The organism is Aquirufa lenticrescens, assembly GCF_019916085.1.
GTDB lineage: Bacteria > Bacteroidota > Bacteroidia > Cytophagales > Spirosomataceae > Aquirufa > Aquirufa lenticrescens.
In genome coordinates, this window is record NZ_CP049834.1 from 636,368 (window position 1) to 660,396 (window position 24,029).

Genomic DNA, 24,029 nt, shown 5'->3' on the forward strand with positions numbered 1-24,029 from the left:
TACGAAAAATTAATTGTTCAACGTACCCTCTTTCACCCAGGCCTTTATCTGGCTAATTTCGCAGTTACTTAAATAGGCTGTTCTGGAAGGCATGGGTATATATCCAATTGTATGGGTAATGGAGCCCACAAGGCTACTATTAGCTGCCTGAACCTTAACTGCGGCATATGAATTCAAATCGATACCTGCTGAAGGGCTGGTTCCACTATGGCAACCGGTACAATTTGTTTTCAAAATAGGAAAAACGGTAGCACTGAATGAAACAACTGTCGTATCACAATTAGCTGCCGATGCCACACAAGAATTGTTTTTTGCCCCTTGCTGCATCCATTTTAGAAGAGTCGCTTTTTGGGTGGCAAGCCAAGGTGCTTTAGGTGGCATATAGCCATTAACCACACTTCGATAAAGACTACTCGCGGTCGGATTAGTGGCAGAGCTATAGGCTCTAATGTGTGCATAATCGGTTAGAATCACTCCTTCTTTGTGAGAAATAGCATCATGGCAGCCACTCATGGCACAATTTGAAGTGATCAGCGGAAGAATGGTTTGTTGGAAATAAACGGTATCTGGACTGCAGTTAGCAGCTGGCGTACTGGGATTCAGAACAGTTCCTGCATTCGTATCTCCCCCTGTTGTAACAGGGTTTGGTTGGTTTTTGTCATTTAAACAAGACAATGCCAAAAGTAAGACCGCGAATATCCCTACTCTTTTCATTTCTTCGTGTAGTTCATTCTAGAAGAGATTTTGATGACCTCTGCGATTTTGGCAAACACAATCTTAGGGATATCTACTTTGTAATCCACTAATTTCACCTCAAACTGACAAGTTAAGGCAAGTGTTGTCCCCGTAGAAACAATCGTTCCTTTCAATTCGATGGGACGTGTAATCCCGTGAATGGTAGCTGATCCAGATGCGGTGATAGGGTAGGTTCCGGCTACAGTTAGGTCTACTGATTCCTTGATTTTTCCTTTAAAGGTCGCTGATGGGAATTTTTCACTTTCCAAATAATTCTCGTTAAAGTGCTCCTGCATCAATTTATTAGGGAAGACGAAATTCGTGATGCGCATTTGAACTGCTACTTCGTTCGTCGCCGTATTGATGATGCTGGAAACGGATTTATTGACGGCATCGATATCCTCCATCGGAGTTTTGGAGAAAAAGGAGACCTCCCCATTCGTAGTCATAAATAATTGCGCTTTGGATTGGAATGCAATAAATAGCAAGGCTAAAAGAAATATTTTTTTCATTTTTTCTTAGGTTCTAAACTGAAAGTACGGGCCATATTAAAGCCATAAAAGATATCGCCTGCGCCCCAGGTGCCTAGGGTTTGGCCTATAAAATGTTTCTCGGTCATTCCGCGAGAGTTCGTCAAATGCAATTGAAAAACGTGTCCGCCTGTCTCGATATCAAAACCGACAGAAAAGGAATCTTGGTAAGGATAAGCTACGCCTGAGCCTTCCTCATAATCCTCTTTGTCCACGATATTTTTATAATATTCTGCCGAAACGCTCAGGCGATTTGTGAGTTTATATCGACCCCCAAAACCCATCGATAACAAATTATTATCTAAGTAGATGGATTCTGATTTGTTGTTATGCAAAACTGTGGGCATCAATTGCAGCGAAAGTTTGTCGCTAAATTTGCGGGCAATGAGTAGTTGGCCAAAGTAGGACTGGCGTTGCAAATTATTTTGGTAGCGCATCACATTTCCGCTAGAAGTTGTGTAGCCGCTAGGCATCGTATTAGTCGTCATCCCTCCATATAGGGTAACGGTAACAGGCATTTTATTCGATTGAGCTAACACCTTGTACTTGGAATAGATGTCGTAAGTCTTCTCGATAGTCGAGCGCCCAGCTCCTAAAAGCCATTTGTCAGTTAACGAATATTCTAGGCCTAAACGGATTTTGGCCTCATCTAAACCTAAAAAATTATCAATGAATCCAGAGTTAATAGATCCAAAACGGTGAGAGATCCAAAAATTCAGATGTTGCTTCGCAAGTGTTTCCACCGTTTGACCATTAATCAGACGTGTACCTTTGAAAGTGGCCTGGGTGAAGGTCGTTTTCTTCGCATCCTCTTTCTCCAGCATATCGAGAAGATCATCCTGGGCAAAAAGTGGACTGCTACAAAAAAGAAGTAAGAGTAGTTTTTTCATTAGGAGAATACGCGAAGGTTAGTTCCAGATAAGGTCGTTTGGTAGGCTTTGATTCCTTTGCTACCATTGGCATTTGTTCCAGCGCCTGTAGTAGAAAAAGTGGCTCCATGTTGCGTGCAATAAAATCCTCCGCCGCTATAAATAACATTTGCTTTGTTTTCGTGTGAACAAACTTGGGTTACTGCTGCGAAAGTGGTGCTTGAAACGCGCGCTACGACTATGCCATTCGCAATCACATAATTCCCTACGGTATTTAATTTACTGTAGGTTGTATTCGTTAAATCTAAAGTGAAGTCCACGCTACTGGCTGGTGAAACAGATTCATTTGTGCAAGAAGAAAGGGCGGATGCACCGCAATAAACAGCTAAAAGAGAGGCACCTTTTAAGCCTAATGATTTTAAGAATTCGTGGCGTTTGATTTTATTTTCCATGGTGTTGAGGGCTTTTACATTTGAAATTTAGGAATATTTAAGCGTTTAATAAATGATTATTATCAGTAGTCGATGAAAGATCAGAATGAAATGATGAATAGGCAAATAGGGCAGATAAAGGGAAATGGTTATATTTGAAGATAAATAAGAACAAATGCTAGAAACCTTTTTGATTCGTTACGCCCTAAATTTATTGTTTACATTCATCGTGGTGCGTTTTATTTATTATCCTAAATACCGGAATAACGACTTCGTTTTCACCTTTTTCTTGTTTAATACCATTCTTTTTGTGCTGTGTTATCTTTTAGCGGAGGCTGATTTGAAGTTTGGTTTTGCCTTTGGGTTATTTGCTCTTTTTTCGATGTTTCGCTACCGCACAGTGACGGTGCCTATCGGTGAAATGGGCTATTTTTTCTTAGTGGTGACGCTGGGAATTATTAACTCTTTGGCCTCTTTAGTGAACATTGAGATGCTTTTAGTAGCGAATTCGGTGTTAGTGGCGATGACTTTTTTATTAGGTCGTACTTTGTCTCTGACGCATGAGAATTACCAAACTTTGAATTACGATAACCTGGGTTTAATTAAACCAGCGGAACGCACTGAATTATTAAAAGATTTAACGGAGCGCACGGGATATCCCATTCACAAAGTACAGGTTGTTAAGGTTGATTATCAACGTGGAATCGCGCAATTAAGGGTGTTTTATTTCTCCAAAGAAAATGAGTCCGGATCCCTTGATTTAGATGCATAAGTTTCTTTTTCTTCTTTTCCCATTCTTTGCCTTTGCGCAGAAAGATACTTTGCAAGAGGTTCGAGTTAACGGTATTCGCTCAGAGATAACGAGTGACCCCGGGAAAAAAGTATTTCAGGTGGGGGCGAATTTGACGAATTTAGGAGGTAATCTGTACGATGTGTTGAGTAACATTCCTTCCATTTATGTGACCAGCGATGGGAATGTGAATTACCGGGGGAATCAAAATCTAATCATTTATTTCGATGGAAAACCTGCTGGAATTTTAAGTTCCTCTCGTGCGAATGCCTTGAGTTTGTATCCCGCAGATCAGATCGATCGAATCGAAATTATCTCGAATCCTGGTGCTAAATATTCCGCGGAAGGTAGTTCAGGAATTTTAAATATCATTTTGAAGAAAGGGTCGAAAACGGAGTCCTTGCGTCTGAATTCAAACCTCGGAACAAATGACAAATATGCGCTTTCGGCTACCTATGCAAAAGGTTACAAACGGTGGACGCATTTAGTTGATCTGAATCTACGCCAAAATACGCGTAACAACTACCAATTCCTCTACCGCGAAAATCCGAGCCGTTTTGGCTTTTCACAAATTGCCCAAACCACCAATGAAATCAACCGCGATTTCAACCAATCTCTTCGCCTACATTCGATCTACACTTTCAACAAGGACCGGACTTTCGGGATTTCATTTATTGGCCGTTTATCGTCTGATCACAATTCGGAGGTGCGCTACAATAAAAGTGAATTCAGCTATGCTGCAGACCGCTTTTATGCTCGCGATGCGGATAAGAATGGGCGTGATGTAGGCTTTGATTTGAACCTATCCTATAGTCCTAGTGCGAACGGTAAGATCGATTTTTTGTGGATCCAAAACCAAGGTTCCGACGCCAATCAATTCTTTCAGCACTACTATTACGGGGATTTTGACACCCCTAATCCCAACATTCCTGTGCGCTACGAGCGTTCATCTGCCTTCAGTGCAAACTCCACCTTGTTATTGCAGGGCGATTGGACTAAGTCCTTTTCAAAAAAGCTTTCGCTCGACTATGGGTTCAAATTGAACTCGCGCTTTTTTGAAAATTCATTCTTGTATGAAAAACAGAAAGAGGGGATTTATGTCAAAGATGGCGTTCGTTCTAATGGGTTTAGGTATGAGGAACACATTCAAGCGGCCTATGTTTCGATATCTCAAAAAGCGCGTTTCGCTCAGCTAGATGGAGGTCTTCGCGTCGAGGCCACTGAAATTGGGGGTGATGTGTTACAAAACTATGTGAATCTGTTCCCATCACTTTCCATTTTACACCCCATTTCTACTTCACAGTTGATTTCGTTTGCACTTTCTTCTCGGATTACCAGACCGAGTTATAAGTCCCTGAATCCGTTCATCTCCTTTGCTGACCCTTTGAATTTGAATGCGGGCAATCCTTCTTTGAATCCTGAAAAGGCCCTATTGCTCGAACTATCACATGTGAAAGATTTTAAATCTCTTTCTGTTTCTAACTCGGTTTTTTATCGTGAAATCACTGGATTAGTCGGCCGTGTGAGAACTTTTTTAGATGGAGATACTACCTTGACGCGGTATGAGAATATTTCCAAATCCCGTGCCTGGGGTTTCGAGAATCTCAGCACTTGGTCTGTTTCAAAGGCTTTTAAAATAACCCTTAGTTCCTCCGTCTACCAGACTGATTTACAAGGTTTAATTAATGGGACGCAAGTTTCTGAGAACCGCTGGAGCTGGAACTCTCGTTTGAACCAGCAATTCAAATGGAAAAACAATTGGTCAGCCCAGCTTTCGGGAATATACCAGTCTGTTCAAATAAACCCTTTGGGAATTATCAATCCTTATTATACCGTTGATTTGGGTTTGAAAAAAGACTTAGGAAGGCTCACCATTAATGCTCGGATTAACGATTTATTTAACACACAAAAAATGATCTACGACTCCCGTCCTTTCGGTTTTGTCAGCGACCTTGAACGCAAGAAAGAAACCCGCATTTATTACATCGGTTTCAGCTACAAGTTTGAGAGCAAGAAGATGAAAGAGGCTCGGGAGAGGAAGAGGATTAACGAAGACGAGATAGATATCGAAGATTAAAACGAATGCTAAAAATGCGCTGCGCGATATTTTTACGCATTTCGTTTTAAGCTTCTCTCTTTGAGTTAGAGAGTTTGTTTAAATGTAAATCACAAAATTATCGCGCAGCGCAATTTTAGATTTACATTTAAATAAACGAGGCAATTTTAGTAGCCATATCCTCAGCGCATTATTATTTCGATTTCACTCTCGATTTCTCCGCCTCTAACCCCGTCGCTCTTTCCCTCGCTCCCTTAATCGCCATATTTCCGAATCGATACGTAAAGTTCAAACGAACTACGCGGGAATCTTGACGAGGGCGAACCACGATATCTAAATCGCCGTATTTGATAAATACATCTGGGTTAGACGTGTAAAGTACATCTTGCGCATTGAGGCGGATAACACCGCGTTTGTTCATCACCGTTTTTTGGACACCTAAATTAAGCGCACCACCTGCCCCAAAAATAAAGGCGCTCTCTAAACCTCCAGTAAAGTAATTGCCGCCGATTTCTAAGCGGAATGCCTTGGGTAAAGTGAAGATGTGGTTTGAGCTGATGTAAAATTGATTATTGACAGGACTAAGACTGGCATTCTCTACTTTTCCGACTAATTCCGCGCGGTTAAAGTAGATATCGTTATTCGTAGACCACCATTTCGCAATGGGGATAGGCAAGGAGAATCCAAGGCTATAATTAGTCCTCTCGGCCATATTAGCCGATGTTTGGTAAGATTTTCTGGCTTGCGTGTCTTGCTTTAATATTTCCGTGATCACATTTGTGGTGTGGCTATAGCCCAAAATCGTACTGAAAGCGCCCATATACGTGTGGCTTAATTCTAATGAGTTAGTCAGCTGAGGGGTCAGCATTGGATTTCCCACTTTGAACGTGTAGTTGTCCAAAAAGAACACAAATGGATTCAAATCTCCATAACTAGGTCGGTCGATGCGACGGGAATAATTCAAACCAAGGCTGTGGTTTTTGGAAAGGTCATACTGCAAAAAAGCGCTCGGAAATAACTGCGCGTAGTCGCGGTGGAAAGTGGAGTCCTTCGAGTTCGCTGTGTAAGCCTGAGATAATCCATCCGCTAATGTCCATTCGCCACGTAAACCGATTTGGTAGCTAAATTTCCCGATGGCACGTTCCGTGTTTAAATAGGCGGCGTGTATTTGTTCTTCATAGACGAAGTGATTACTTTGGCCCGTTAAAAAAGTATAGGATGAAGCCCCATCGTTCTTGCCCTGGAAGCGTAAATCGTTATCTGTTTTCACATAAGAGGATTTCAAACCTGTGCCCCATTTCGATTTCAAGAAGGAGGGTAGAACGTAATCTAATTTGAAGGAATATTGGTCTACCAGGGAGTTTGCATTATTTAACAAAAGGGAGTCTGCACGCAAAGTGCTAAAGTCCCCTCGCTGGAACTGTGAACGCAAATTAGAGCCACTATTATCCACAAATCGCGCATAGTCTAGGTCAATCGTTAATTCACGACCCGTGCTATCATAGCTATGCTTGAAGTTGAAATTAGCTGCGTAATTATGGCTCGGATTTCCCACATTATTGTAGGTATTTAACCGAGTCAAAGCCGTACCCCCACTCGTATATTGAATCGTCTGATTTAAGCCATTGTTCAACGTATATTGGTTGATATTTCCAGAGACCAAAATACCCACAGTCGTTTTCTTCGAGTAATACCAGTCCACGCCACCTTTCAATTGCGTCGTTTGGTTCTCATTTTTAAAACCATATCCATTCTCCCAAACTTCGTTTTGGGTTCTAAAGTAACGTGTTAAATAATTACGTTCTAATGTTGATCGGTTCACCACTGATCCATTTCCAAACCAGTTCCAACCATTCTTCCGGTAATTCAAATTCACCCCGGTACTTTGACGAGAATAAACTCCTTGTGCTACAGTTGCGTTAGCAGACCCATTCAGTCCGATATTGGAATTCTTTTTAAGTTTGATATTGATGATACCACCCGTTCCTGCCGCATCATATCGAGAGGATGGATTAGCCATAATCTCTAGTTGAGAGACTTGGTCAGCCGGTAAATTCTTTAAATAATTCGCTAAGTCTGCCCCACTTAAGTAGGAGATTTTCCCATCAATCATGATGGCTGCACCCGATTTTCCTCTAAGGGAAATGTTGCCATCTTTGTCCACGATCACACCTGGAGAACGCTCCAATAATTCCATTGTCGTATTTCCAGCCGCCATGGCAGAATTCTCCACATTAACGATCGTTTTATCTAGCTTTTTTTCGATAAACGGTTTCGTTGCCGTCACTTTCACTTCCGCTAATTCGGTGCTTAATGGCAGTAATGTGATGACCCCTATTTCGATTTGAGTATCCGTTGATATCTCATCTAAGGCGATTTTCGTTGGTTTGAAACCAGTCGATTGAAGGGTTAAAGTAAATTTACCCAGGGGTAATTTAGTAACCCGTAATTCTCCATTTTCGTCTGTATTCATCCCTTTTACGAGGCTGGAATCAGTCGTTTTTTTCAAAAGAACCGTTGCAAATGGTAGTGCTTCTTTATTGGAATCTTGGAGGCGGAGGTGTAAGGAATTTTGGCCAAAAGCCGTAATCGAACAAACAAGTAGTAATGCTAATAATTTCATGGGGACAAAGTTCCCACAAAAACGTTAATCAAAGAAAGGGTTTTTGATGAGCGGTAATTTTAACGAAGATAAGAGAGGATAGAGTAAAGAGTATAGATAAAACCTCCGGACTCATTTCCTTCGGACTATCTTTACTCTCTACTCTACCATCTTTACTCTATTGCGGACGCAAACGGAATATCATCCCCGGACTCTCAACCCCCACATACAAATACCCATCGCGGCCTTGCTTCACATTGCGCATACGCCCAACGTTTAACAATACCTTTTCTTGCTTCACTACTTTGTTGTTCTTAACCTCCACCCGGTTCAAATAATTGAAACGTAGTGAGCCGATCATCAAATTGCCTTTCCAAGCCGGGTATTTATCACCCGTTACAAAAGTCAATCCAGATGGAGCAATCGATGGGATGAAATAGGAGATAGGTTGCTCCATTCCGTCTTTTTTGGAGATAGCCGAAATCGGTTTTCCATCATAATTAATACCATACGTAATGACCGGCCAGCCGTAGTTTTTACCTGCTTTGATGATGTTAATCTCATCACCACCACGAGGACCATGCTCCGTCTCCCAAATATCGTCCGTCCAAGGATTCGTCGTCAACCCTTGTGGGTTACGTTGTCCGTAAGAATAGATGCTCGGGTGTGCTGAATTCTTGAATGGATTATCTGATGGAACTGTTCCATCGTCATTTAAGCGGTGAATCTTACCGTTATCGTTATCTAAACTCTGAGGGAACACTTTTTCCATTCCACGTTCTCCTACAGAGAAGAATAGATGACCTTTTTTGTCAAATGTAATGCGAGATCCGTAGTGGAAAGAAGTTTTCGTATAAGGTTTCGCTTCGAATATCTCCTGTGCTTCTACCCAATTATTGTCTTTGATTTTTCCACGAACGATAGCTGTTGTGTTTACTTTGGCCCCATCCTCCATTTTAAACTTAGAGTAGGATAAGTAGATCCAGCCATTTTGCTCGTATTGAGGGTGAAGCGTTACATCTAATAAACCGCCTTGTCCTTGCGCATACACTTCTGGAGTTCCTTTGATCGCCGTTTTGTTGCGTTTTTGATCCACTAAATACAACACTCCTGCGCGATCTGTAATTAAATAGTCGTTCGATGGTAGTTGCGTGAAACCCCAAGGGCTATCGAAACCAGTGGCGATCGTGTCTAACACGATGGTCATTCCGTCTGACTTGAAAATGTTTGACGTTGGTTTATTGGCAAATTTATATTGCTCAACACCAGCTAAATTTTCCACGATTAAATCTGCCAGTTTTTCAATTTCTTTAGGTGTCAAAACCTCTTTCCATGTAGGCATTCCGGCGTCCGGGTAGCCATGTGTGATACTGTTTAAGATGTCTAATTTTTTGTCTCCGTGCTTCCACTTGCGGTCCACAAAAGCTTCCACTTTTTCGCCGTGGCAGGATGCGCAATATTTGGTATAATTAACCTCTGCAGGTTCTTCAGTGACTGCCGGCGCCTTTGTGAGGGACATCGTGCTCAAAGCGGCCATCGCAATCAGGCCAATAAAGGATATTTTTTTAAACATAGCTTGGTATTTTTCTGCCACGAAGCTAAATATTAATTTCTATATTTCTATCTTTAAAGCTTACCTGATTCAACATATGAAAAAAATCTTACTTGCTCTATTATTCGCCTCGCTGTCAGTGAGTGCGCAAGTTCCTAGTCCTAAATCGCATTTTGGCTTTAACATTGGCGATAATTACCATTTAGCTACGTTTACGCAGACCGAAGGCTACCTGAAAAAGTTGGCTGCGGCGTCTAATCGCGTGAAATTGCAGTCGATTGGAAAGACGGAAGAGGGCCGAAATCAATATATGGTCATCGTTTCTGACCCCTCGAACATTCGCAATCTAGCAAAGTATAAGGCCATTTCGCAGCGTTTGGCACGGGCGGAAGGTTTGTCTGAGCAGGAGGCGAAGGCTTTGGCCAAAGAAGGAAAGGCCATCGTTTGGATCGACGGCGGTTTGCACGCCACAGAAACGGTGGGGATTCACCAGTGGATCGAGTCGATCTACCAGTTTACAACTCGTAACGATGAGGAAACGAAGCGTATCCTACAAAACACCATCATCCTATTTGTTCACGCGAATCCTGATGGTCAAGAACTCGTTTCCAATTGGTACATGCGCAAGGCGGATACGCTGAAACGCTCGACAGATAATTTGCCTCGTCTGTATGAAAAATACATCGGACACGATAATAACCGTGATTTCTATATGATGAATATGAGCGAGTCCACAAACATGGCCCGCCAACAATACATCGAATGGATGCCGCAAATCCTATATAACCATCACCAAACGGGTCCAGACGGTACAGTCGTAGCAGGTCCTCCTTACCGTGATCCATTCAATTACGTGTACGATCCGCTTCTAATTACAGGAATCGACGCCTTAGGCGCGGCTATGAGTTCACGCTTAAACGCGGAAGGGAAACCGGGTTATACCATGAAATCGGGTTCGGTTTATTCGACTTGGTGGAATGGTGGATTACGTACTACGGCCTACTACCACAATATCATCGGTTTATTAACGGAGATCATCGGAGACCCAACTCCTGAAAACATTCCATTAGTACCTAATCGTTTGATTCCAAATTCGGCGACGCCATTCCCCATCACGCCGCGCAAATGGTTCTTCAAGAATTCGATTGATTACTCACTTTCGTTGAACTATGCCGTATTGAATTACGCGACCAGGTACCGCGAAGAGGTCTTGATGAACATCTACAAGATGGGTAAGAAATCGATCGATTTAGGATCTCAAGATTACTGGACAATGTCACCTAACAAGGTGGAAAAATTAACAGAGATTTCGGGTGGAAATTACAAGAAGAAAGCTGACAGTTTATTTACGGTGGTTTACAAGAACCCACAAACGCGTGATGCGCGTGCATACATTGTGACGGCAGATCAATCGACTTCTGGAATCGCCTTTATCAATATCTTGATCAAAAGCGGAATCCGGGTAGAGAGGGCTACAAAAGCTTTTGAGGTTAAAGGAAAAGCCTATCCAGCGGGTTCTTACGTGGTGAAGACAAATCAAGCTTTCCGCCCGCACGTGATCGATATGTTTGAACCGCAAGATCACCCGAATGACTTCCAATACCCAGGAGGACCTCCGGTTCGTCCGTATGACGCCGCTGGCTGGACGCCTGCTTATACGATGGGGATTCAGTTTGACCGCATTTTGGAAGACGTAAACGGTCCATTCGAAACGGTTCCTTACGGCGAACTTCAAAAGGCTAAACCAGTGTTTGCTACGGGCGCTTATTATTCATTCTCCACTTCGGATAACGCCTCATTCACTTTGTTGAATGATTTATTAAAAGCGGGTGTCGAAGTGTCGAAAAACGCTTCAGCGTTTTATGTGAAACATAGTGCGGCGGCAGCGGACATTCTAGCGAAGGCGACCGTGAAAACACAAGCACTAAGTACTTTGCCAGCTGATGTTTCTCGTAAAGTAGGCACGAAGCGTGTGGGTCTTTGGGATACCTATGGTGGTTCGATGCCATCAGGTTGGTTGCGTTGGATTTTAGAGCAACACCATTTTGACTTCAAATTAGTGTTCGCTAAGGAGATCGATAAAGGTGGATTACGTTCGAAATTTGATGTGTTGATTTTTGTCAAAGGAGCTATTCCAGGCTTGAGAGCTGAGCCGGCAAACGAGTGGGATGAGAAAGAACCTGTAGAGGCTGATATTCCAGCGGAATACCAAGAGACAATGGGTAAAATTACGGCAGCAAAATCCATACCTTCACTTCGCGCTTTCTTAGAAGAGGGCGGGGATATCATCACGATTGGTTCGAGTGCGAACTTGGCCTATCATTTGAATCTTCCTGTAAAGAACGCCTTAGTGGAGATGGTGGCTGGAAAAGAGCGCAATTTGCCGGGAGAGAAATTCTATATTCCGGGTAGTGTGATACAAGTGACGGTAGATCAAAATTCACCAGCAAACTGGGGAATGGCGCCTAAAGCGGATGTCATCTTTGCAGCAAGCCCAGTGTTTAAGTTAGCACCGGAGTCTATCTCTCGTGGTGTATTAACTCCATTAGCTTGGTTCGCTACAGAGAAGACGTTGCGCAGTGGCTGGGCTTTTGGTCAAGCTTATTTGCAAGATGGGGTCGCTGCTTTCCAAGCGAAAGTGGGAAAAGGAAATTTATATGTGTATGGTCCAGAAGTAACGTTTAGAGGCCAAACACATAGTACATTTAAAATGGTATTCAATCAATTGTATGAAAACAATCGCTAAGATTTTAGGGGGCTTTGTAGGCCTAATCGTTATTTTACTGTTGATTATCTGTGAGCGAGACAGACCCGTAGAAGAGTTGATTCCTTTGTACGCGAACAAGGATTCTAAATTCATGCCTATTATGGGGATGAAAGTGCATTACCGGGACGAGGGTGTCGCTACCGATACCTTGCCACTGATTTTATTGCACGGGATGTCTTCGTCTTTGAATACTTGGGATAGTGTGGTGATTGATTTGAAGCAGCATAGGCGGGTGATTAGCCTTGACTTACCGGGATTTGGACTTACGGGACCATCCCCTGAAATGGCCTATAATTTCCCTTACTATGCTAAGTTCATTGATTCTTTTACGACTAGATTGAAAATTAAACGATTCATCTTAGCGGGGAATTCGATGGGTGGAGCGATATCTTGGAATTATGCGCTTCATAATCCATCGCGCTTAGCTAAGATGATCTTAATCGATGCAGCTGGGTACCCTAAGAAAGGGGAGAGTGGTTCCTTAGGATTTAAGCTGGCATCCACTCCAGTAATTAATAATTTATTGTTGTATGCCACTCCCAAAGCCCTAGTGCGTAAGAGTTTAGAAACGGTCTATTATGATCCAGCTCGTGTGACAGATGAGCAAGTAGAGCGTTTCCACGATGTAGCGATTAGAGAAGGAAACCGGGGAGCGGCCTTATTGATTTTTAAAGGTTCTTTCCAAGGGGATTCAAAACGCTTTTTGAATTCAAATGTGAGTAGAATTAAAGAAATCAAGACGCCTACCTTGATTTTGTGGGGTGATAAGGACAACCTAATTGGGGTGAATAACGTCGATAACTTCTTGAAAGATATCAAAGGAAGTAAAGCGGAGGTCTATAATAACGTAGGACATGTGCCTATGGAAGAGGTGCCTGGAAAGGTGGCGGCTTCGATATTAGCTTTTGTGCAGTAAATGAAGAAAATTGTCTGGCTATTACTTTGGTGTTATTCCTTATCTGCCCAAGACTTAGGCAAAGGGATAAACCTAGGTAATATGTTTGAGGCTCCCTCAGAAAATGCCTGGGGTAATCCATTCAAAGAAGAGTACATTGCGAAGATTGCCGAACAAGGTTTCAATCATATTCGAGTGCCTATTCGCTGGGATGTGGCTGAAAGGACGCAGCTTACTGCACCCTATACAGTCAACCCTGCTTTTCTAGCTAGGATTAAATCGGTTGTGGATCTGGCAATTGCTAAGAACCTCTACGTGATCATCAATATGCATCACCATGAGGAGATTTTTACTAATCCAGCTGGGGTAAAGCCGAGGTTCATTAGCCAGTGGACTCAGATAGCGAATTATTTCAAAGGCTATGATCAACACCTGCTTTTTGAAGTACTAAATGAACCGCATGATGCCCTGACGCCTGATTTGTGGAATGTGTATTTTGCGGAGGCTTTGGCAGAAATCAGGAAAACAAATCCTACCAGAAAAGTACTGTTGGGAACGGCTTTGTACGGAGGTTTAGAGGGGGTGAAAAATCTAAATCCGCCATCAGATCCGAACTTAATTCTGAGCATACATTATTATAATCCATTTAATTTTACGCATCAGGGAGCTGATTGGGCAGGAAATAAGGATAAATACCTAGGCACGAAATGGGAAGATTTGCAAATGGAGCGGGATCAAGTGGTGGCTGATTTTAGCTATGCCATTCAATGGGCTCGTTCGAAGAATATTCCACTCCATGTGGGCGAATTTGGGGCCTATGAAAAAGCCGATATGGCATCTCGTGCCAGGTGGACTACTTTTTTAGCTAGGTGGTTTGAGTCGCAGGGCTTGAGTTGGGCGTATTGGGAGTTCTCTGCTGGTTTTGGCATATATGATCCTGTCTCTGGCACATACAAAACAGAATTAGTCAATGCCTTATTGAAAAATCCATTGCCTGCTGCTAAAGTGCTCCCCACTAAACAATTGTTTGATTTAAATGGTACTGCAGGTTGGAATTTGAATCTGAATTCAGGCGCATCAGCTACGATGAATGCGGAGGGATTAGGGCTTAAAGTGGCAATTTCATCGGTGACGGGTACGGGTTGGCATGTTCAACTGGCTAGATCTGGATTCCCTCTTTCGTATAAAAGAAGGTATTTAGTGAAGTTTAAGGCCAAAGCAGACAAAGCCATTTCCTTTACCGGCTATATGGGTCGAGCTTCAAATCCCTATAATGCCTACAGCAATTACAACTCATTTACCGTAGGTACGTCAGAATCTGAATACACGTTTTTGTTCACGATGAATGACCCTTTTGACGCTAATGCGCGCATATCATTTGATCTTGGGAATTCTACAGGAGTTTTGCAAATAACCGCTTTGCGTGTGGAGGAAATAGTGGACGAAATCCCATTAGAGGCACGTTTTGAGCAGAATGTTCCACTAGTCTACCCTAATCCGTTTGATCAATATGTGCGGGTTAGTGGAGTGGGGCCTCAGGAAGTTCGATTTGTGGATTTGACAGGACGAATTCATCAAAGTTCAATGATGGAAACTGGAGGAATTCTTGAAACTAAAGGGTTGATGCCTGGACCTTATATTTTGCAAGTTATTACCGGTAAATCAAATGAATTTCAAACAGTGAGCGTATACAAGCAATAGGACTTCCCAAAAGAATGTTTTATTATTGTATCAATTATTGACAATAAACCTATTTAACAATGAAAAGAATCTGGCAATTAACCTGCCTGCTAGGCCTATTTGCGTCTAGCGTGTTCGCACAGACTGATTTTAAGATGCCTGTTCAGGCGAAAATCGAATCAGGAATCATCGAAGGAGATTACAATACCCAAACGGGAATTCAGACGTATTTCGGCGTGCCTTTTGCTAAACCTCCGGTAGGGGATTTGCGCTGGAAAGCACCCGTTCCGGCTGAACCTTGGTCAGGAGTGAAGAAGACAAAAGCCTTTGGACCACGTCCTATTCAGGCGATTGTATTCGGAGACATGGGATCTCGTTCTGCGGGTCTCAGCGAAGACTGTTTATACCTGAACGTATGGTCTCCAGCTAAGCGTAACACGAAAAATTTACCGGTCTTAGTTTACTTCTATGGAGGTGGATTATTCGCGGGGGATGCATCGGAGCCACGTTATGATGGCGAGGCGATGTCTAAACAAGGAATCGTAGTGGTAACGGTGAACTACCGTTTAGGCCTTTTTGGTTTCTTCTCCCATCCGGAATTATCAGCGGAGGCTTCTTACAAGGCGTCTGGAAATTATGGTTATTTAGACCAAAACTTAGCCTTGCAATGGGTGAAGAGAAACATTGCTGCTTTTGGTGGAGATGCGTCTAAAGTGACGATCGCTGGGGAATCAGCTGGTTCTGCTTCAGTTTCTGTCCAAATGGCTTCTCCGCTATCGAAAGGCTTAATCGCCGGAGCGATCGGAGAAAGTGGTGCGGGAATTAATCCGACGATGTCCCCTGTCCCTTTAGCGCAAGCAGAGAAAGCGGGCGTAGCTTTTGCGGAAAAAGCAGGAGCGAAGTCTTTGAAAGATTTACGTGCTATGTCTACGCGCGAATTGTTTGAGATTGCGCAAGAAACGCGTTCGGTTAGTTTCTCTACGGTGCTTGATGGCTATTTCTTGCCTAAAAGTTTACCAGAAATTTTCAATGCAAGGCAGCAATCGATGGTTCCGCTTTTATTAGGTTGGAACTCAGCGGAAATTCCGGGTGGAGCCTTTATGCAAGGCAAACCGTATACACATGATAATTATGTGGCGAAGGTAAAAGAAGCGTATCCGGCAGATCACGAGACCGTTTTGAAATTATATCCATCAGGTTCAGAGGATGTGATCGAGCGTTCGGCAACGGCTTTAGCGGCAGATCGTTTCATTTCGTACAGCACTTGGAAATGGTTTGATTTACATCGCAAGAATTCAACGCAACCGGTATACCGTTATTTATATTCACGCCACCGTGCTCCTTTGGTAGACAAGTCAGTCGCTTCGGGATTAGCCGGAGGGACGGTAAAAGCAGATCCCAATGCACCTAAACCTCGTCCTGCAGTAGGCGCTCCTCACGCTTGTGAGATCGAATATTGCATGGGTAACTTGCACTTGATTAAAGATTACGCCTTCACGGCTGATGATTATACAGTATCCAAAACGATGTTCGGCTTTTTTGCGAACTTCATTAAGACGGGAAATCCGAACGGAGGAACTTTGGCAAACTGGCCTGCAGCTGCTCCACAAGATAAGGAACCAGGTGTAATGGTGATTGATGTAGAGTCCAAAGCAATCAAGGCAACGGACGATGCACGTTATGAGTTCTTAGACAAATTCTATAAAAACTAATCTTATGAAAAAATTATTAATGGCTAGTGCGCTAATTATGGCCTCCATGGGCTTGAAAGCGCAAATTACAACGGGTAAAGACGTGGCTATTGTGGCGACGGATGCCGGTAAAGTACGTGGATATATTCACAGTGGAATCTATACCTACAAGGGGATTCCGTATGCGGAGGCGGCTCGTTTTGAGGCACCTCACAAGCCTAAACCTTGGGCTGGCGTTCGTTCGTCTATGTCTTATGGGCCGGTTTCGCCTTTAATTGATGAAACAACGCAGATTCAAGACGAATCAGAATTCGTATTTAACCACAACTGGGGTTTTACAAATGAGGATTGTATGCGTATTAACGTTTGGACGCCTGGTATCAATGATGGCAAGAAGCGTCCGGTGATGTTCTGGATTCACGGTGGTGGATTTACCGCTGGATCGGCGATTGAATTGCCGTCTTATGATGGAGAGAATTTGGCCAAAAAAGGGGACGTCGTAGTCGTTTCCATTTCGCACCGGTTAAACATTACGGGTTATTTAGATTTGTCGGCTTACGGCGAAAAATACAAATACTCGGCAAACAATAGCGTATTGGATATGCGTTCGGCTTTGGAATGGGTAAAAGAAAACATCGGCTCTTTCGGTGGGGATGCGAAAAACGTAACCATCTTCGGACAATCGGGCGGAGGCGCGAAAGTAAATACCTTGATGGCGATGCCTTCTTCGAAAGGTTTATTCAGCAAAGCAATCAACCAAAGTGGTTCATTCCGCGCAAACATGTTAGACAAAGCAACGACTCAAAGCATCACAGCCGAAGTCTTGAAAGCGCTTAACATCCCAGCAGCGAAAGTAGATAGCTTGCAAATGATCCCATATCCTGTTTTAGCTTCAGCAGGAAAGAAAGCCTTAGCAACCATCGCTGCTCAGATGAAAGCGGCAGGAAAGCCGGTGGTTGGTTTTGGCCTTAGCTGGGGTCCATCAGTGGATGGCGACTTATTGCCTTACCAATTGTTCTCCAAAGAGGCATTCGAATTATCGAAAGACGTGCCTTTGTTAATCGGAACAGTGAAGAACGAATTCATGCCATCCATCATGACTGGAATGTCGGATGCAACCGCAGAACAAGTAGATGCCTATATCAAAAGAACTTATGGCGAGAAAGCGGAGGCATTCAAGGCAGCAGTAAAGAAAGCCTATCCGAATGACACGAAGCCATCTGATTTAATGGATGTAGACGTGATGTTCCGTCCAGGTGCTGTGGTTCAGGCGAAGGAGAAATCAGCTCTGAAAGCGGCACCCGTTTACATGTACTTAATGACGTGGCAATCGCCAGTAATGGATGGCAAATACAAAGCTTTCCACTGCATGGAATTACCGTTCTGTTTTAACAACATCGCACGTTGCGAGGAAATGACAGGAGGCGGAAAAGAAGCGTATGTGTTAGCAGACCGTATGAGTTCGTCTTGGATTAACTTTGCTAAAACGGGTAACCCGGGTCACAAAGGTATCCCTGCTTGGCCTACGTTCGACACAGCGAATACAGCAACCATGCATTTTGATAATAAATGCGAGGTGAAACCGCAGCAAGATGCGGAATTGTATAGCTTGATTGCTAGATAAATCATTACTTTGTGATAGAAAAGGCCCTTTGCGAGAAGGGCCTTTTTTGTATACTTTAAGAAAGATTAACTCATTTTACCTATCGCACAACTGACGTAGGACTTAGCTTGTTTGAACACGGAGTTTTCTCCTTTTTGTGGGTAACAACACTTACTGTTTTCAACGAAAATCTCTTGCGTTTTCATGGTGTTATTATTTGTTTAGTCAAATGTAGCCTATCTTTAAGCCTTTAAAAGTGATAAAAGTCACTTCTCCCTTTATGAGCAAACATTTTTCTCTTTCTGAACTCCAAACCTTGGACCGTTTCACACGCGCTAATTTCATTAACTCATTGAGTGGTTTTAAAAGCTTATCGCTCATCGGAACGGTGAACGGTAATGGCGTTTCAAACCTCGCTGTTTTTAGTAACATCGTTCATTTAGGTGCCGATCCAGCTTTGATTGGGTTTATTAATCGTCCTTTATCTGCGGCTCCTCATACCTTGCAAAATATCCAGGAAACTGGTATTTATACCGTGAATTTAGTGACGGAATCGATGTACAAACAAGCGCATCAGACGAGTGCGAAGTACCCGGATGGCGTTTCGGAGTTTGAGATGACGGGCTTGACAGAGGAATTCAAAGAGGGATGTATTGCGCCTTTCGTGGCGGAGTCTCCGGTACAATATGTGTTGAAATTCGAGCAGGTGATGCCCATAGAATTGAATAATACTTTTTTAGTTATTGGGTCATTGCAGGAAGCCTATGTGCCAGTAGGAATACAGGAGGAGGATGGCTTTTTGGATTTGGCCAAAGCCGGAATCTTAAGTTCCCTAGGCACCAACGGGTATTACAAAACCGAGAAAATCGCTACCTTGCCGTATGCAAAAGTTAATTAATCTCGTAGACGAATTAGCGTCTTATATTCCGCAGTTAGAAGTTCGTAATGAAACGGTTTCTTCGTCATCTGTAGGCTGGCAAATCGAACATAGCTTATTAGTGATTTCTTCTGTGATTGAAGGAGTTAAGCGATCGGATCCATCGAAATATAAATGGAGTTTTCGCCCTATTAAGTATTTGATTTTTTGGCGTGGTAAAATACCGAGAGGTAAATCGAGGGCACCTAAGTTCGTTACGCCAGATACTTTTACGGCAGAATCACTTCAAAAGCATATTGATCAATGTCGTGCTAAAGTGATGGAATTAGATTCGATAGGAGCGGGTCATTATTTTTCTCATCCTTATTTTGGAGATACGAAAAAGAAAGATGTCATTCCGTTTTTAGTGATGCATACAGATCACCACGTTAAGATTATTCAGGATATTTTAAAGTAGTCCCGCACTCTTTCCCGCAATAAATCCCGTCGTCCAAGCGGCTTGAAAATTGAATCCACCGGTGATGCCATCGATGTCCATTACTTCTCCTGCAAAGAAGAGTCCTGGGCACTTTTTGCTTTCCATGGTTTGGACATTAATGTCTTGTAAGTCTACGCCGCCCGCAGTTACAAATTCCTCCTTGAAGGTCGTTTTTCCCTGGACCACATAGCGATCATTAATCAAGGTATTAATCAGTTTGTTAAGTGCTTTACCCCCTAATTCATTCCAGCGGAGGCTAGTCTTGATTTCATTTTTTTCTAGTAAGTAGACCCAAAGTCGATTCGGCATCGCAAAAGGGTTCAAATTCGCCATCATTTTAGCTCCGTGCTCTTTGATGACTTGCGTGATTTGCGCACGTAACTCTTCTTCCTTCGTCTCGTCTAGCCAATTCACTAGGATGGCACATCGGTATTCTTTTTCTGCTAAAATCCGGGCTCCCCAGGCAGAAAGTTGTAGAATGGCTGGGCCGCTCATTCCCCAATGGGTAACTAGCAAGGGACCTTGGCCTACAAGTTTTTGGCCCTCAATCCGTACACGAGCTTTCTCCACCACGATACCCATCAAATCCCGAATAGGCTCTTGTGGCATGTTAAAGGTAAATAAGGAGGGAACTGGTGGAATGATCTGATGACCTATATCTTCGAGCCAAAGCAAACCCGACATCTTAGGCTGACCACCTGTCGTCACAATGACGCGATCCGCGTCGTATTCCGTGTCCCGGCAATGAATGCGAAAGCCTTTTGCCGTAGTTTTAATCTCCTCCACCGATTGACTGCTATGCAGGTTGATGTGCAAGCGTCGAGCCTCGGACATAAAGCAGTCGATGATGGTTTGGGAATCGTTTGAAAGGGGGAAAATACAATTGTCGTGGTAGGTCTTCAATGCTACACCTCGAGTTTCTAGCCATTCGATCATAGAGGATGCATTAAAGACCTCAAAAGCCTTGCGGAGGAATTTCTCACCACGGGGATAATTTTCTGAAAGTAAACGGGAATTAAACGTGGCGTTTGTGACGTTACATCGACCTCCGCCAGATATTTTGACCTTTCCTAAAAACTTGGAGGTTTTCTCTAAGATGGTTACTTCGGCCTCAGGGTTATGCTCTTTGGCAGAAATAGCAGCAAAAAATCCAGCGGCACCACCACCTATGACGATTATTTTCATTGGATAAAATCTGCGCGCATGGGATTGAATGAATCCACTAACACTCCTTCTTCAAGAGCGACTACACCATGGTCGATGGAGGGAGGAATAAAGAATACGTCGCCTTGTCTCAGGATCTTCTTTTCGTCACCAATTATCACCTCAAAAACTCCACTTTCTACATACGAGCCTTGGGTATGGATATGTTGGTGAATCGCACCGATGCCTCCTTTTTTGAAATGCACTTTTACGATCATTAGACCATCATTGTAGGCCATTATTTTGCGTTTGCAATACTCGTCTAGGATTTCCCATTCGATGTCAGCATCTGCGATCCAATGCGTCCTGTTCAAAGGTGTTATACTCATACACAAAAATAGAAAAAAAGCCGGGACGATGCCCGGCTTTCTATATTAATCTGCCAATGTCTGGTAAACCATCTGGCGTAAACTGTTGTGGTATTCCCAGGTGAAATTGCTTTCCTGGGTCATAAATAGAGCAATAAGTTTCTCTTTCGGGTCGATAAAGAAGTGAGTATTGTTCGCACCTCCCCAATAGAATAATCCTTTTGACGCCGGAGTTTTCGTCGCTGGCCCGTCGGTTACCACGGCAAAGCCTAGCCCCCATTCTGTTCCTGGAGTTGGGAATAAGTCTCCCGTGTGATTGGAGGTCATTAATTCTACCGTCTTGCGGCTCAAGTATTGCTTCCCTTTATAGGTTCCGCCGGCCAGCATCATTTGGCAGAAAGTCGCATAATCTGCAGCCGTCGAAAACAAGCCATTGACCCCACTCCAAACCGTCACGTTTTCAAAAGGAGGCTGGTTCGCCGCAACAGAAATCGTTCCATTTTTACCCTTAGTATGCAAGGCAACAATTTTAGCTTGTTCCTCTTTAGGCACATTATACCCCGTATGTTTCATCTCCAAAGGCTCAAATAAGCGAGACTTCAAAAACTCATTTACACTCATTCCGGAGAATTTTTCGATCAAAACACAAAGCACATCAGGTCCAGCGCTATAATTCCATTCCGTACCCGGTTGAGCCAATAAGGGGAACTTCGTCATATTGGCCACACGCTCTTGAATCGTTTTAATTCCGGGTTTGAAATAGCCATTTCTGAATCGAATCTGAACAGGGTTTTGGTCCAAACCATGCGTTAATCCACCACTATGACTTAATAATTGTGTCATCGTGATCTGCGACTTTAACGAATCAGTAGGAGCATCCGGGCCATCATTTACACTTCTTGCTACGCGCAAGTTTTTAAACTCGGGTAAGTACTTCGAAACAGGATCATTTAACTTAAAATACCCTTCTTCATACAGCATCATGAATGCCGTGGAGATGATGGGTTTCGTCATGGATTGAATATAAAATAAATCGTCCGTCGTCATGGGTGCTTTCGTGGCTACGTTTTTGTATCCCAAAGCCCCTTGGTGAACCACCTGGCCATTGTGAATGATCATCGTCACAGCTCCAGGGATGTTTCCCTTATCCATTTCGGACTGAACAAATTTTTCTAATCGTTTTACCCGGTCGACATTGATGCCGGCCACAATTTTGGGTGCTTGTGCACTGATTTCGCCTACGAAAAGGAGGCTAATTAGAAGGAGGAGGTGTTTAGTGAATTTCATTGTTTTGATTTTATGAGAGGTATTAACGTAAAGGTGCTAGAATTTGTCTAGATTACAAAACACAATTTTAACCACTACATACAATGGAAAACACCTTAAGCCTTTACCTGAAAAAGTACGGCATTGCAATTTGCTTAGTCATTAACCAGGCTATTTGCATTTACCTCTTATCTTATGAAAGTGATTTTAAAAGTCCTAGAATTTACCTTCACCTTGTAACGTTAGGGATGATGGCCTTCATTGCCATCAAATACCCCGAATACCAACGCATTCATTGGAAAGCAATGTTAGCAATCCTAATTCTCTTATTGATCTTTTATTTTCTAGTTGCACGATAAAAAAAAGGACAGCCGCAAAGCTGTCCTTTTTACTTATTTCCCTTTTTTCTGTGCGGCCATCCATTCCATGATGGTAACCGGCTTGCCATTCACTCGAACGGCTGAACCGTCTAAATCCGTTCTAGGAAGGTTTTCGTGCAAGTAAACCCACGACCAGTGGCCGTTGTATTCGAATCCTTTTCCGCCGTAGAAATTAGTGATATCAGTTACGTGATCATAATAGGTGAAGTGGACGTTTTTCGCACCCGCCTTGCGTAAACGATCGAACACAGGTACCACTGTAATGTCAGGGATGGTGGTTCTGTCGTCTTTGGAGTGAACAAACCAAATAGGCACGTTTTTAATCTTCTGAATATCGCTATCTGAGATGTATTCTGATTTATAGGCCAAAGCACTAATGTAGCCCGCCGCGAAATAATCTGGATTTAAAATGATTAATTTCAAGGCCATATAGCCTCCATTCGAGCAGCCGCCCACATAAATGCGACTAGGGTCGATACCAGGATTTGCTTTGACATAATCCTTAATTAAAGCCATCAAACCCTCGTTGTAGATGTCATTGTCTTTGCCTTGCGTTCCCACTCCTTGTGCATTATGCATCCAAGCGCCAGGGCATTGCGGAGATAGTACGTAGGCTCCTTCGAAAATGGATTGTATGCCTTCTGCAGCATAGTTTGCGGCTTTGTTTCCTAACAAAGGAATAGTTGGATCCGTTCCACCTTCGCCACCGCCATGAAGCCAAATGATTAAAGGTGCTTTGTCCTTCTTCACTTTGGGAGTAAAAGTCGCGTAGGACATCGTCAATTTATCGTTGAAAACGTATTTGCCCGTTAGGTCAAATTGATCAATCAAAGGCATGATTTTGCCAGTAGAGGTATCCCAAACTTGCCCTGTTTTAGGCTGCACGATGGTTAAGGAATAATCCACCCACACATTCCCCTTGCTTCGTAGGTATTGAAAAGGGGAGCTTATAGGCAGCTGAGGTCCGACGGATAAAACGAGGGTAATGTTTTTGCCGGTACGCACACGCGCGCCATTTTCATCTGAAACGTAAGCAGTAACAATTTCGCGTTTAGTATCTTGGTCTGCGATGGGACCTGTGCTTAATTTTCGGCTGGCATAAACGGTATAGTCTGCTGCATTCACTTTAGAAGTGGTATCATTCAAGGCTAGAATGACTTTGTTAACTCCAGCGCCCCAGTCGAAGCCTTCGACGACGATTTTGTAAGTACCAGTAGGTTTTGCTGCCGCACTAAAAACAAGCAGCGAAAGAAATAAGAGAATTTTTTTCATGGATGATAGGTTTAGTTAATTACCAACAAATAAACGTAAAATAT

General features: G+C 43.1%; 19 protein-coding genes. 9 read left to right on the top strand and 10 right to left on the bottom strand.

Going from position 1 to position 24,029, the window contains the following annotated elements; translation table 11 throughout:
• Positions 1-9: 9 nt before the first annotated feature.
• From G9X62_RS02925 to G9X62_RS02940, 4 genes are read right to left on the bottom strand one after another with little or no spacing between them, the layout of a single operon-like run.
• The gene (locus G9X62_RS02925) at positions 10-714 is read right to left on the bottom strand and encodes a c-type cytochrome (RefSeq protein WP_223131316.1); all 705 of its coding nucleotides are present in this window, start codon (positions 712-714) and stop codon (positions 10-12) included.
• Positions 711-1,247 carry a YceI family protein gene (locus tag G9X62_RS02930; protein WP_223131317.1) on the bottom strand — a complete coding sequence of 179 codons (537 nt, stop codon included), beginning with the start codon at positions 1,245-1,247 and terminating at the stop codon, positions 711-713. Before G9X62_RS02930 ends, G9X62_RS02925 begins: the two co-directional genes overlap by 4 nt.
• Positions 1,244-2,155, bottom strand: a complete 912-nt coding sequence (locus G9X62_RS02935; RefSeq protein ID WP_223131318.1) for a DUF5777 family beta-barrel protein — start codon at positions 2,153-2,155, stop codon at positions 1,244-1,246. The genes G9X62_RS02930 and G9X62_RS02935 overlap by 4 nt, the downstream gene beginning before the upstream one ends.
• Positions 2,155-2,586, bottom strand: coding sequence for a Rieske (2Fe-2S) protein (locus G9X62_RS02940; RefSeq protein WP_261345541.1), 432 nt, complete (start codon positions 2,584-2,586; stop codon positions 2,155-2,157). Before G9X62_RS02940 ends, G9X62_RS02935 begins: the two co-directional genes overlap by 1 nt.
• A 154-nt stretch (positions 2,587-2,740) precedes the next feature.
• Between G9X62_RS02940 and G9X62_RS02945 the strand changes: the two genes are divergently transcribed.
• Positions 2,741-3,337: a DUF4956 domain-containing protein gene (locus G9X62_RS02945; RefSeq protein ID WP_223131319.1), complete on the top strand. Its 597-nt coding sequence runs from the start codon at positions 2,741-2,743 to the stop codon at positions 3,335-3,337.
• On the top strand, positions 3,330-5,432 hold the full coding sequence (locus G9X62_RS02950) for a TonB-dependent receptor domain-containing protein (protein ID WP_223131320.1): 2,103 nt from the start codon (positions 3,330-3,332) through the stop codon (positions 5,430-5,432). The genes G9X62_RS02945 and G9X62_RS02950 overlap by 8 nt, the downstream gene beginning before the upstream one ends.
• A gap of 172 nt (positions 5,433-5,604) precedes the next feature.
• Here G9X62_RS02950 and G9X62_RS02955 read toward each other — a convergent pair whose 3' ends face one another.
• Both G9X62_RS02955 and G9X62_RS02960 read right to left on the bottom strand, forming a co-directional pair.
• Entirely contained in the window at positions 5,605-8,034 is a 2,430-nt protein-coding gene (locus G9X62_RS02955; protein ID WP_223131321.1) for a TonB-dependent receptor domain-containing protein, read from the bottom strand.
• 157 nt (positions 8,035-8,191) lie between these two features.
• Complete coding sequence (locus G9X62_RS02960) at positions 8,192-9,586, bottom strand: PQQ-dependent sugar dehydrogenase (RefSeq protein WP_261345542.1); 1,395 nt, start codon at positions 9,584-9,586, stop codon at positions 8,192-8,194.
• A gap of 76 nt (positions 9,587-9,662) precedes the next feature.
• Between G9X62_RS02960 and G9X62_RS02965 the strand changes: the two genes are divergently transcribed.
• The 7 genes from G9X62_RS02965 to G9X62_RS02995 all read left to right on the top strand — a co-directional run bounded on the left by G9X62_RS02965 (position 9,663) and on the right by G9X62_RS02995 (position 19,535).
• Positions 9,663-12,311: a M14 family metallopeptidase gene (locus G9X62_RS02965; protein WP_223131322.1), complete on the top strand. Its 2,649-nt coding sequence runs from the start codon at positions 9,663-9,665 to the stop codon at positions 12,309-12,311.
• Positions 12,295-13,248, top strand: a complete 954-nt coding sequence (locus tag G9X62_RS02970; protein WP_223131323.1) for an alpha/beta hydrolase — start codon at positions 12,295-12,297, stop codon at positions 13,246-13,248. Before G9X62_RS02965 ends, G9X62_RS02970 begins: the two co-directional genes overlap by 17 nt.
• Positions 13,249-14,928 carry a cellulase family glycosylhydrolase gene (locus tag G9X62_RS02975; RefSeq protein WP_223131324.1) on the top strand — a complete coding sequence of 560 codons (1,680 nt, stop codon included), beginning with the start codon at positions 13,249-13,251 and terminating at the stop codon, positions 14,926-14,928. It abuts the gene before it with no gap.
• A gap of 59 nt (positions 14,929-14,987) precedes the next feature.
• On the top strand, positions 14,988-16,619 hold the full coding sequence (locus tag G9X62_RS02980; RefSeq protein ID WP_223131325.1) for a carboxylesterase/lipase family protein: 1,632 nt from the start codon (positions 14,988-14,990) through the stop codon (positions 16,617-16,619).
• Between the two features lie 4 nt (positions 16,620-16,623).
• Positions 16,624-18,222 (top strand): carboxylesterase/lipase family protein, encoded by a 1,599-nt coding sequence (locus G9X62_RS02985; protein WP_223131326.1) that lies wholly within the window; start codon positions 16,624-16,626, stop codon positions 18,220-18,222.
• 259 nt (positions 18,223-18,481) lie between these two features.
• Positions 18,482-19,099 carry a flavin reductase family protein gene (locus G9X62_RS02990; RefSeq protein WP_223131327.1) on the top strand — a complete coding sequence of 206 codons (618 nt, stop codon included), beginning with the start codon at positions 18,482-18,484 and terminating at the stop codon, positions 19,097-19,099.
• Positions 19,083-19,535 carry a hypothetical protein gene (locus G9X62_RS02995; RefSeq protein ID WP_223131328.1) on the top strand — a complete coding sequence of 151 codons (453 nt, stop codon included), beginning with the start codon at positions 19,083-19,085 and terminating at the stop codon, positions 19,533-19,535. Before G9X62_RS02990 ends, G9X62_RS02995 begins: the two co-directional genes overlap by 17 nt.
• On the opposite strand, the gene G9X62_RS03000 is transcribed toward G9X62_RS02995, so the two are convergent.
• From G9X62_RS03000 to G9X62_RS03015, 4 genes are all read right to left on the bottom strand, one after another.
• Positions 19,527-20,741, bottom strand: a complete 1,215-nt coding sequence (locus G9X62_RS03000) for a BaiN/RdsA family NAD(P)/FAD-dependent oxidoreductase (protein ID WP_223131329.1) — start codon at positions 20,739-20,741, stop codon at positions 19,527-19,529. The two genes, G9X62_RS02995 and G9X62_RS03000, sit on opposite strands and share 9 nt — an antisense overlap.
• Complete coding sequence (locus G9X62_RS03005; protein ID WP_223131330.1) at positions 20,738-21,088, bottom strand: cupin domain-containing protein; 351 nt, start codon at positions 21,086-21,088, stop codon at positions 20,738-20,740. Before G9X62_RS03005 ends, G9X62_RS03000 begins: the two co-directional genes overlap by 4 nt.
• 45 nt (positions 21,089-21,133) lie before the next feature.
• Positions 21,134-22,354 (bottom strand): serine hydrolase domain-containing protein, encoded by a 1,221-nt coding sequence (locus G9X62_RS03010; protein WP_223131331.1) that lies wholly within the window; start codon positions 22,352-22,354, stop codon positions 21,134-21,136.
• Positions 22,355-22,725: 371 nt separating this feature from the next.
• Entirely contained in the window at positions 22,726-23,985 is a 1,260-nt protein-coding gene (locus G9X62_RS03015; protein ID WP_223131332.1) for a prolyl oligopeptidase family serine peptidase, read from the bottom strand.
• Between the last annotated feature and the right edge of the window lie 44 nt (positions 23,986-24,029).

What these genes read in the sequence shown, in the direction of transcription:
- G9X62_RS02935 (WP_223131318.1), bottom strand. Translation starts at nt 2,155, where the DNA reads ATGAAAAAACTACTCTTACTTCTTTTTTGTAGCAGTCCACTTTTTGCC.
- G9X62_RS02980 (WP_223131325.1), top strand. Translation starts at nt 14,988, where the DNA reads ATGAAAAGAATCTGGCAATTAACCTGCCTGCTAGGCCTATTTGCGTCT.
- G9X62_RS03015 (WP_223131332.1), bottom strand. Translation starts at nt 23,985, where the DNA reads ATGAAAAAAATTCTCTTATTTCTTTCGCTGCTTGTTTTTAGTGCGGCA.
- G9X62_RS02995 (WP_223131328.1), top strand. Translation starts at nt 19,083, where the DNA reads ATGCAAAAGTTAATTAATCTCGTAGACGAATTAGCGTCTTATATTCCG.
- G9X62_RS02925 (WP_223131316.1), bottom strand. Translation starts at nt 714, where the DNA reads ATGAAAAGAGTAGGGATATTCGCGGTCTTACTTTTGGCATTGTCTTGT.
- G9X62_RS02965 (WP_223131322.1), top strand. Translation starts at nt 9,663, where the DNA reads ATGAAAAAAATCTTACTTGCTCTATTATTCGCCTCGCTGTCAGTGAGT.
- G9X62_RS02945 (WP_223131319.1), top strand. Translation starts at nt 2,741, where the DNA reads ATGCTAGAAACCTTTTTGATTCGTTACGCCCTAAATTTATTGTTTACA.
- G9X62_RS03000 (WP_223131329.1), bottom strand. Translation starts at nt 20,741, where the DNA reads ATGAAAATAATCGTCATAGGTGGTGGTGCCGCTGGATTTTTTGCTGCT.
- G9X62_RS02970 (WP_223131323.1), top strand. Translation starts at nt 12,295, where the DNA reads ATGAAAACAATCGCTAAGATTTTAGGGGGCTTTGTAGGCCTAATCGTT.
- G9X62_RS02930 (WP_223131317.1), bottom strand. Translation starts at nt 1,247, where the DNA reads ATGAAAAAAATATTTCTTTTAGCCTTGCTATTTATTGCATTCCAATCC.
- G9X62_RS03005 (WP_223131330.1), bottom strand. Translation starts at nt 21,088, where the DNA reads ATGAGTATAACACCTTTGAACAGGACGCATTGGATCGCAGATGCTGAC.
- G9X62_RS02955 (WP_223131321.1), bottom strand. Translation starts at nt 8,034, where the DNA reads ATGAAATTATTAGCATTACTACTTGTTTGTTCGATTACGGCTTTTGGC.
- G9X62_RS02940 (WP_261345541.1), bottom strand. Translation starts at nt 2,586, where the DNA reads ATGGAAAATAAAATCAAACGCCACGAATTCTTAAAATCATTAGGCTTA.
- G9X62_RS02990 (WP_223131327.1), top strand. Translation starts at nt 18,482, where the DNA reads ATGAGCAAACATTTTTCTCTTTCTGAACTCCAAACCTTGGACCGTTTC.
- G9X62_RS02960 (WP_261345542.1), bottom strand. Translation starts at nt 9,586, where the DNA reads ATGTTTAAAAAAATATCCTTTATTGGCCTGATTGCGATGGCCGCTTTG.
- G9X62_RS02950 (WP_223131320.1), top strand. Translation starts at nt 3,330, where the DNA reads ATGCATAAGTTTCTTTTTCTTCTTTTCCCATTCTTTGCCTTTGCGCAG.
- G9X62_RS02975 (WP_223131324.1), top strand. Translation starts at nt 13,249, where the DNA reads ATGAAGAAAATTGTCTGGCTATTACTTTGGTGTTATTCCTTATCTGCC.
- G9X62_RS02985 (WP_223131326.1), top strand. Translation starts at nt 16,624, where the DNA reads ATGAAAAAATTATTAATGGCTAGTGCGCTAATTATGGCCTCCATGGGC.
- G9X62_RS03010 (WP_223131331.1), bottom strand. Translation starts at nt 22,354, where the DNA reads ATGAAATTCACTAAACACCTCCTCCTTCTAATTAGCCTCCTTTTCGTA.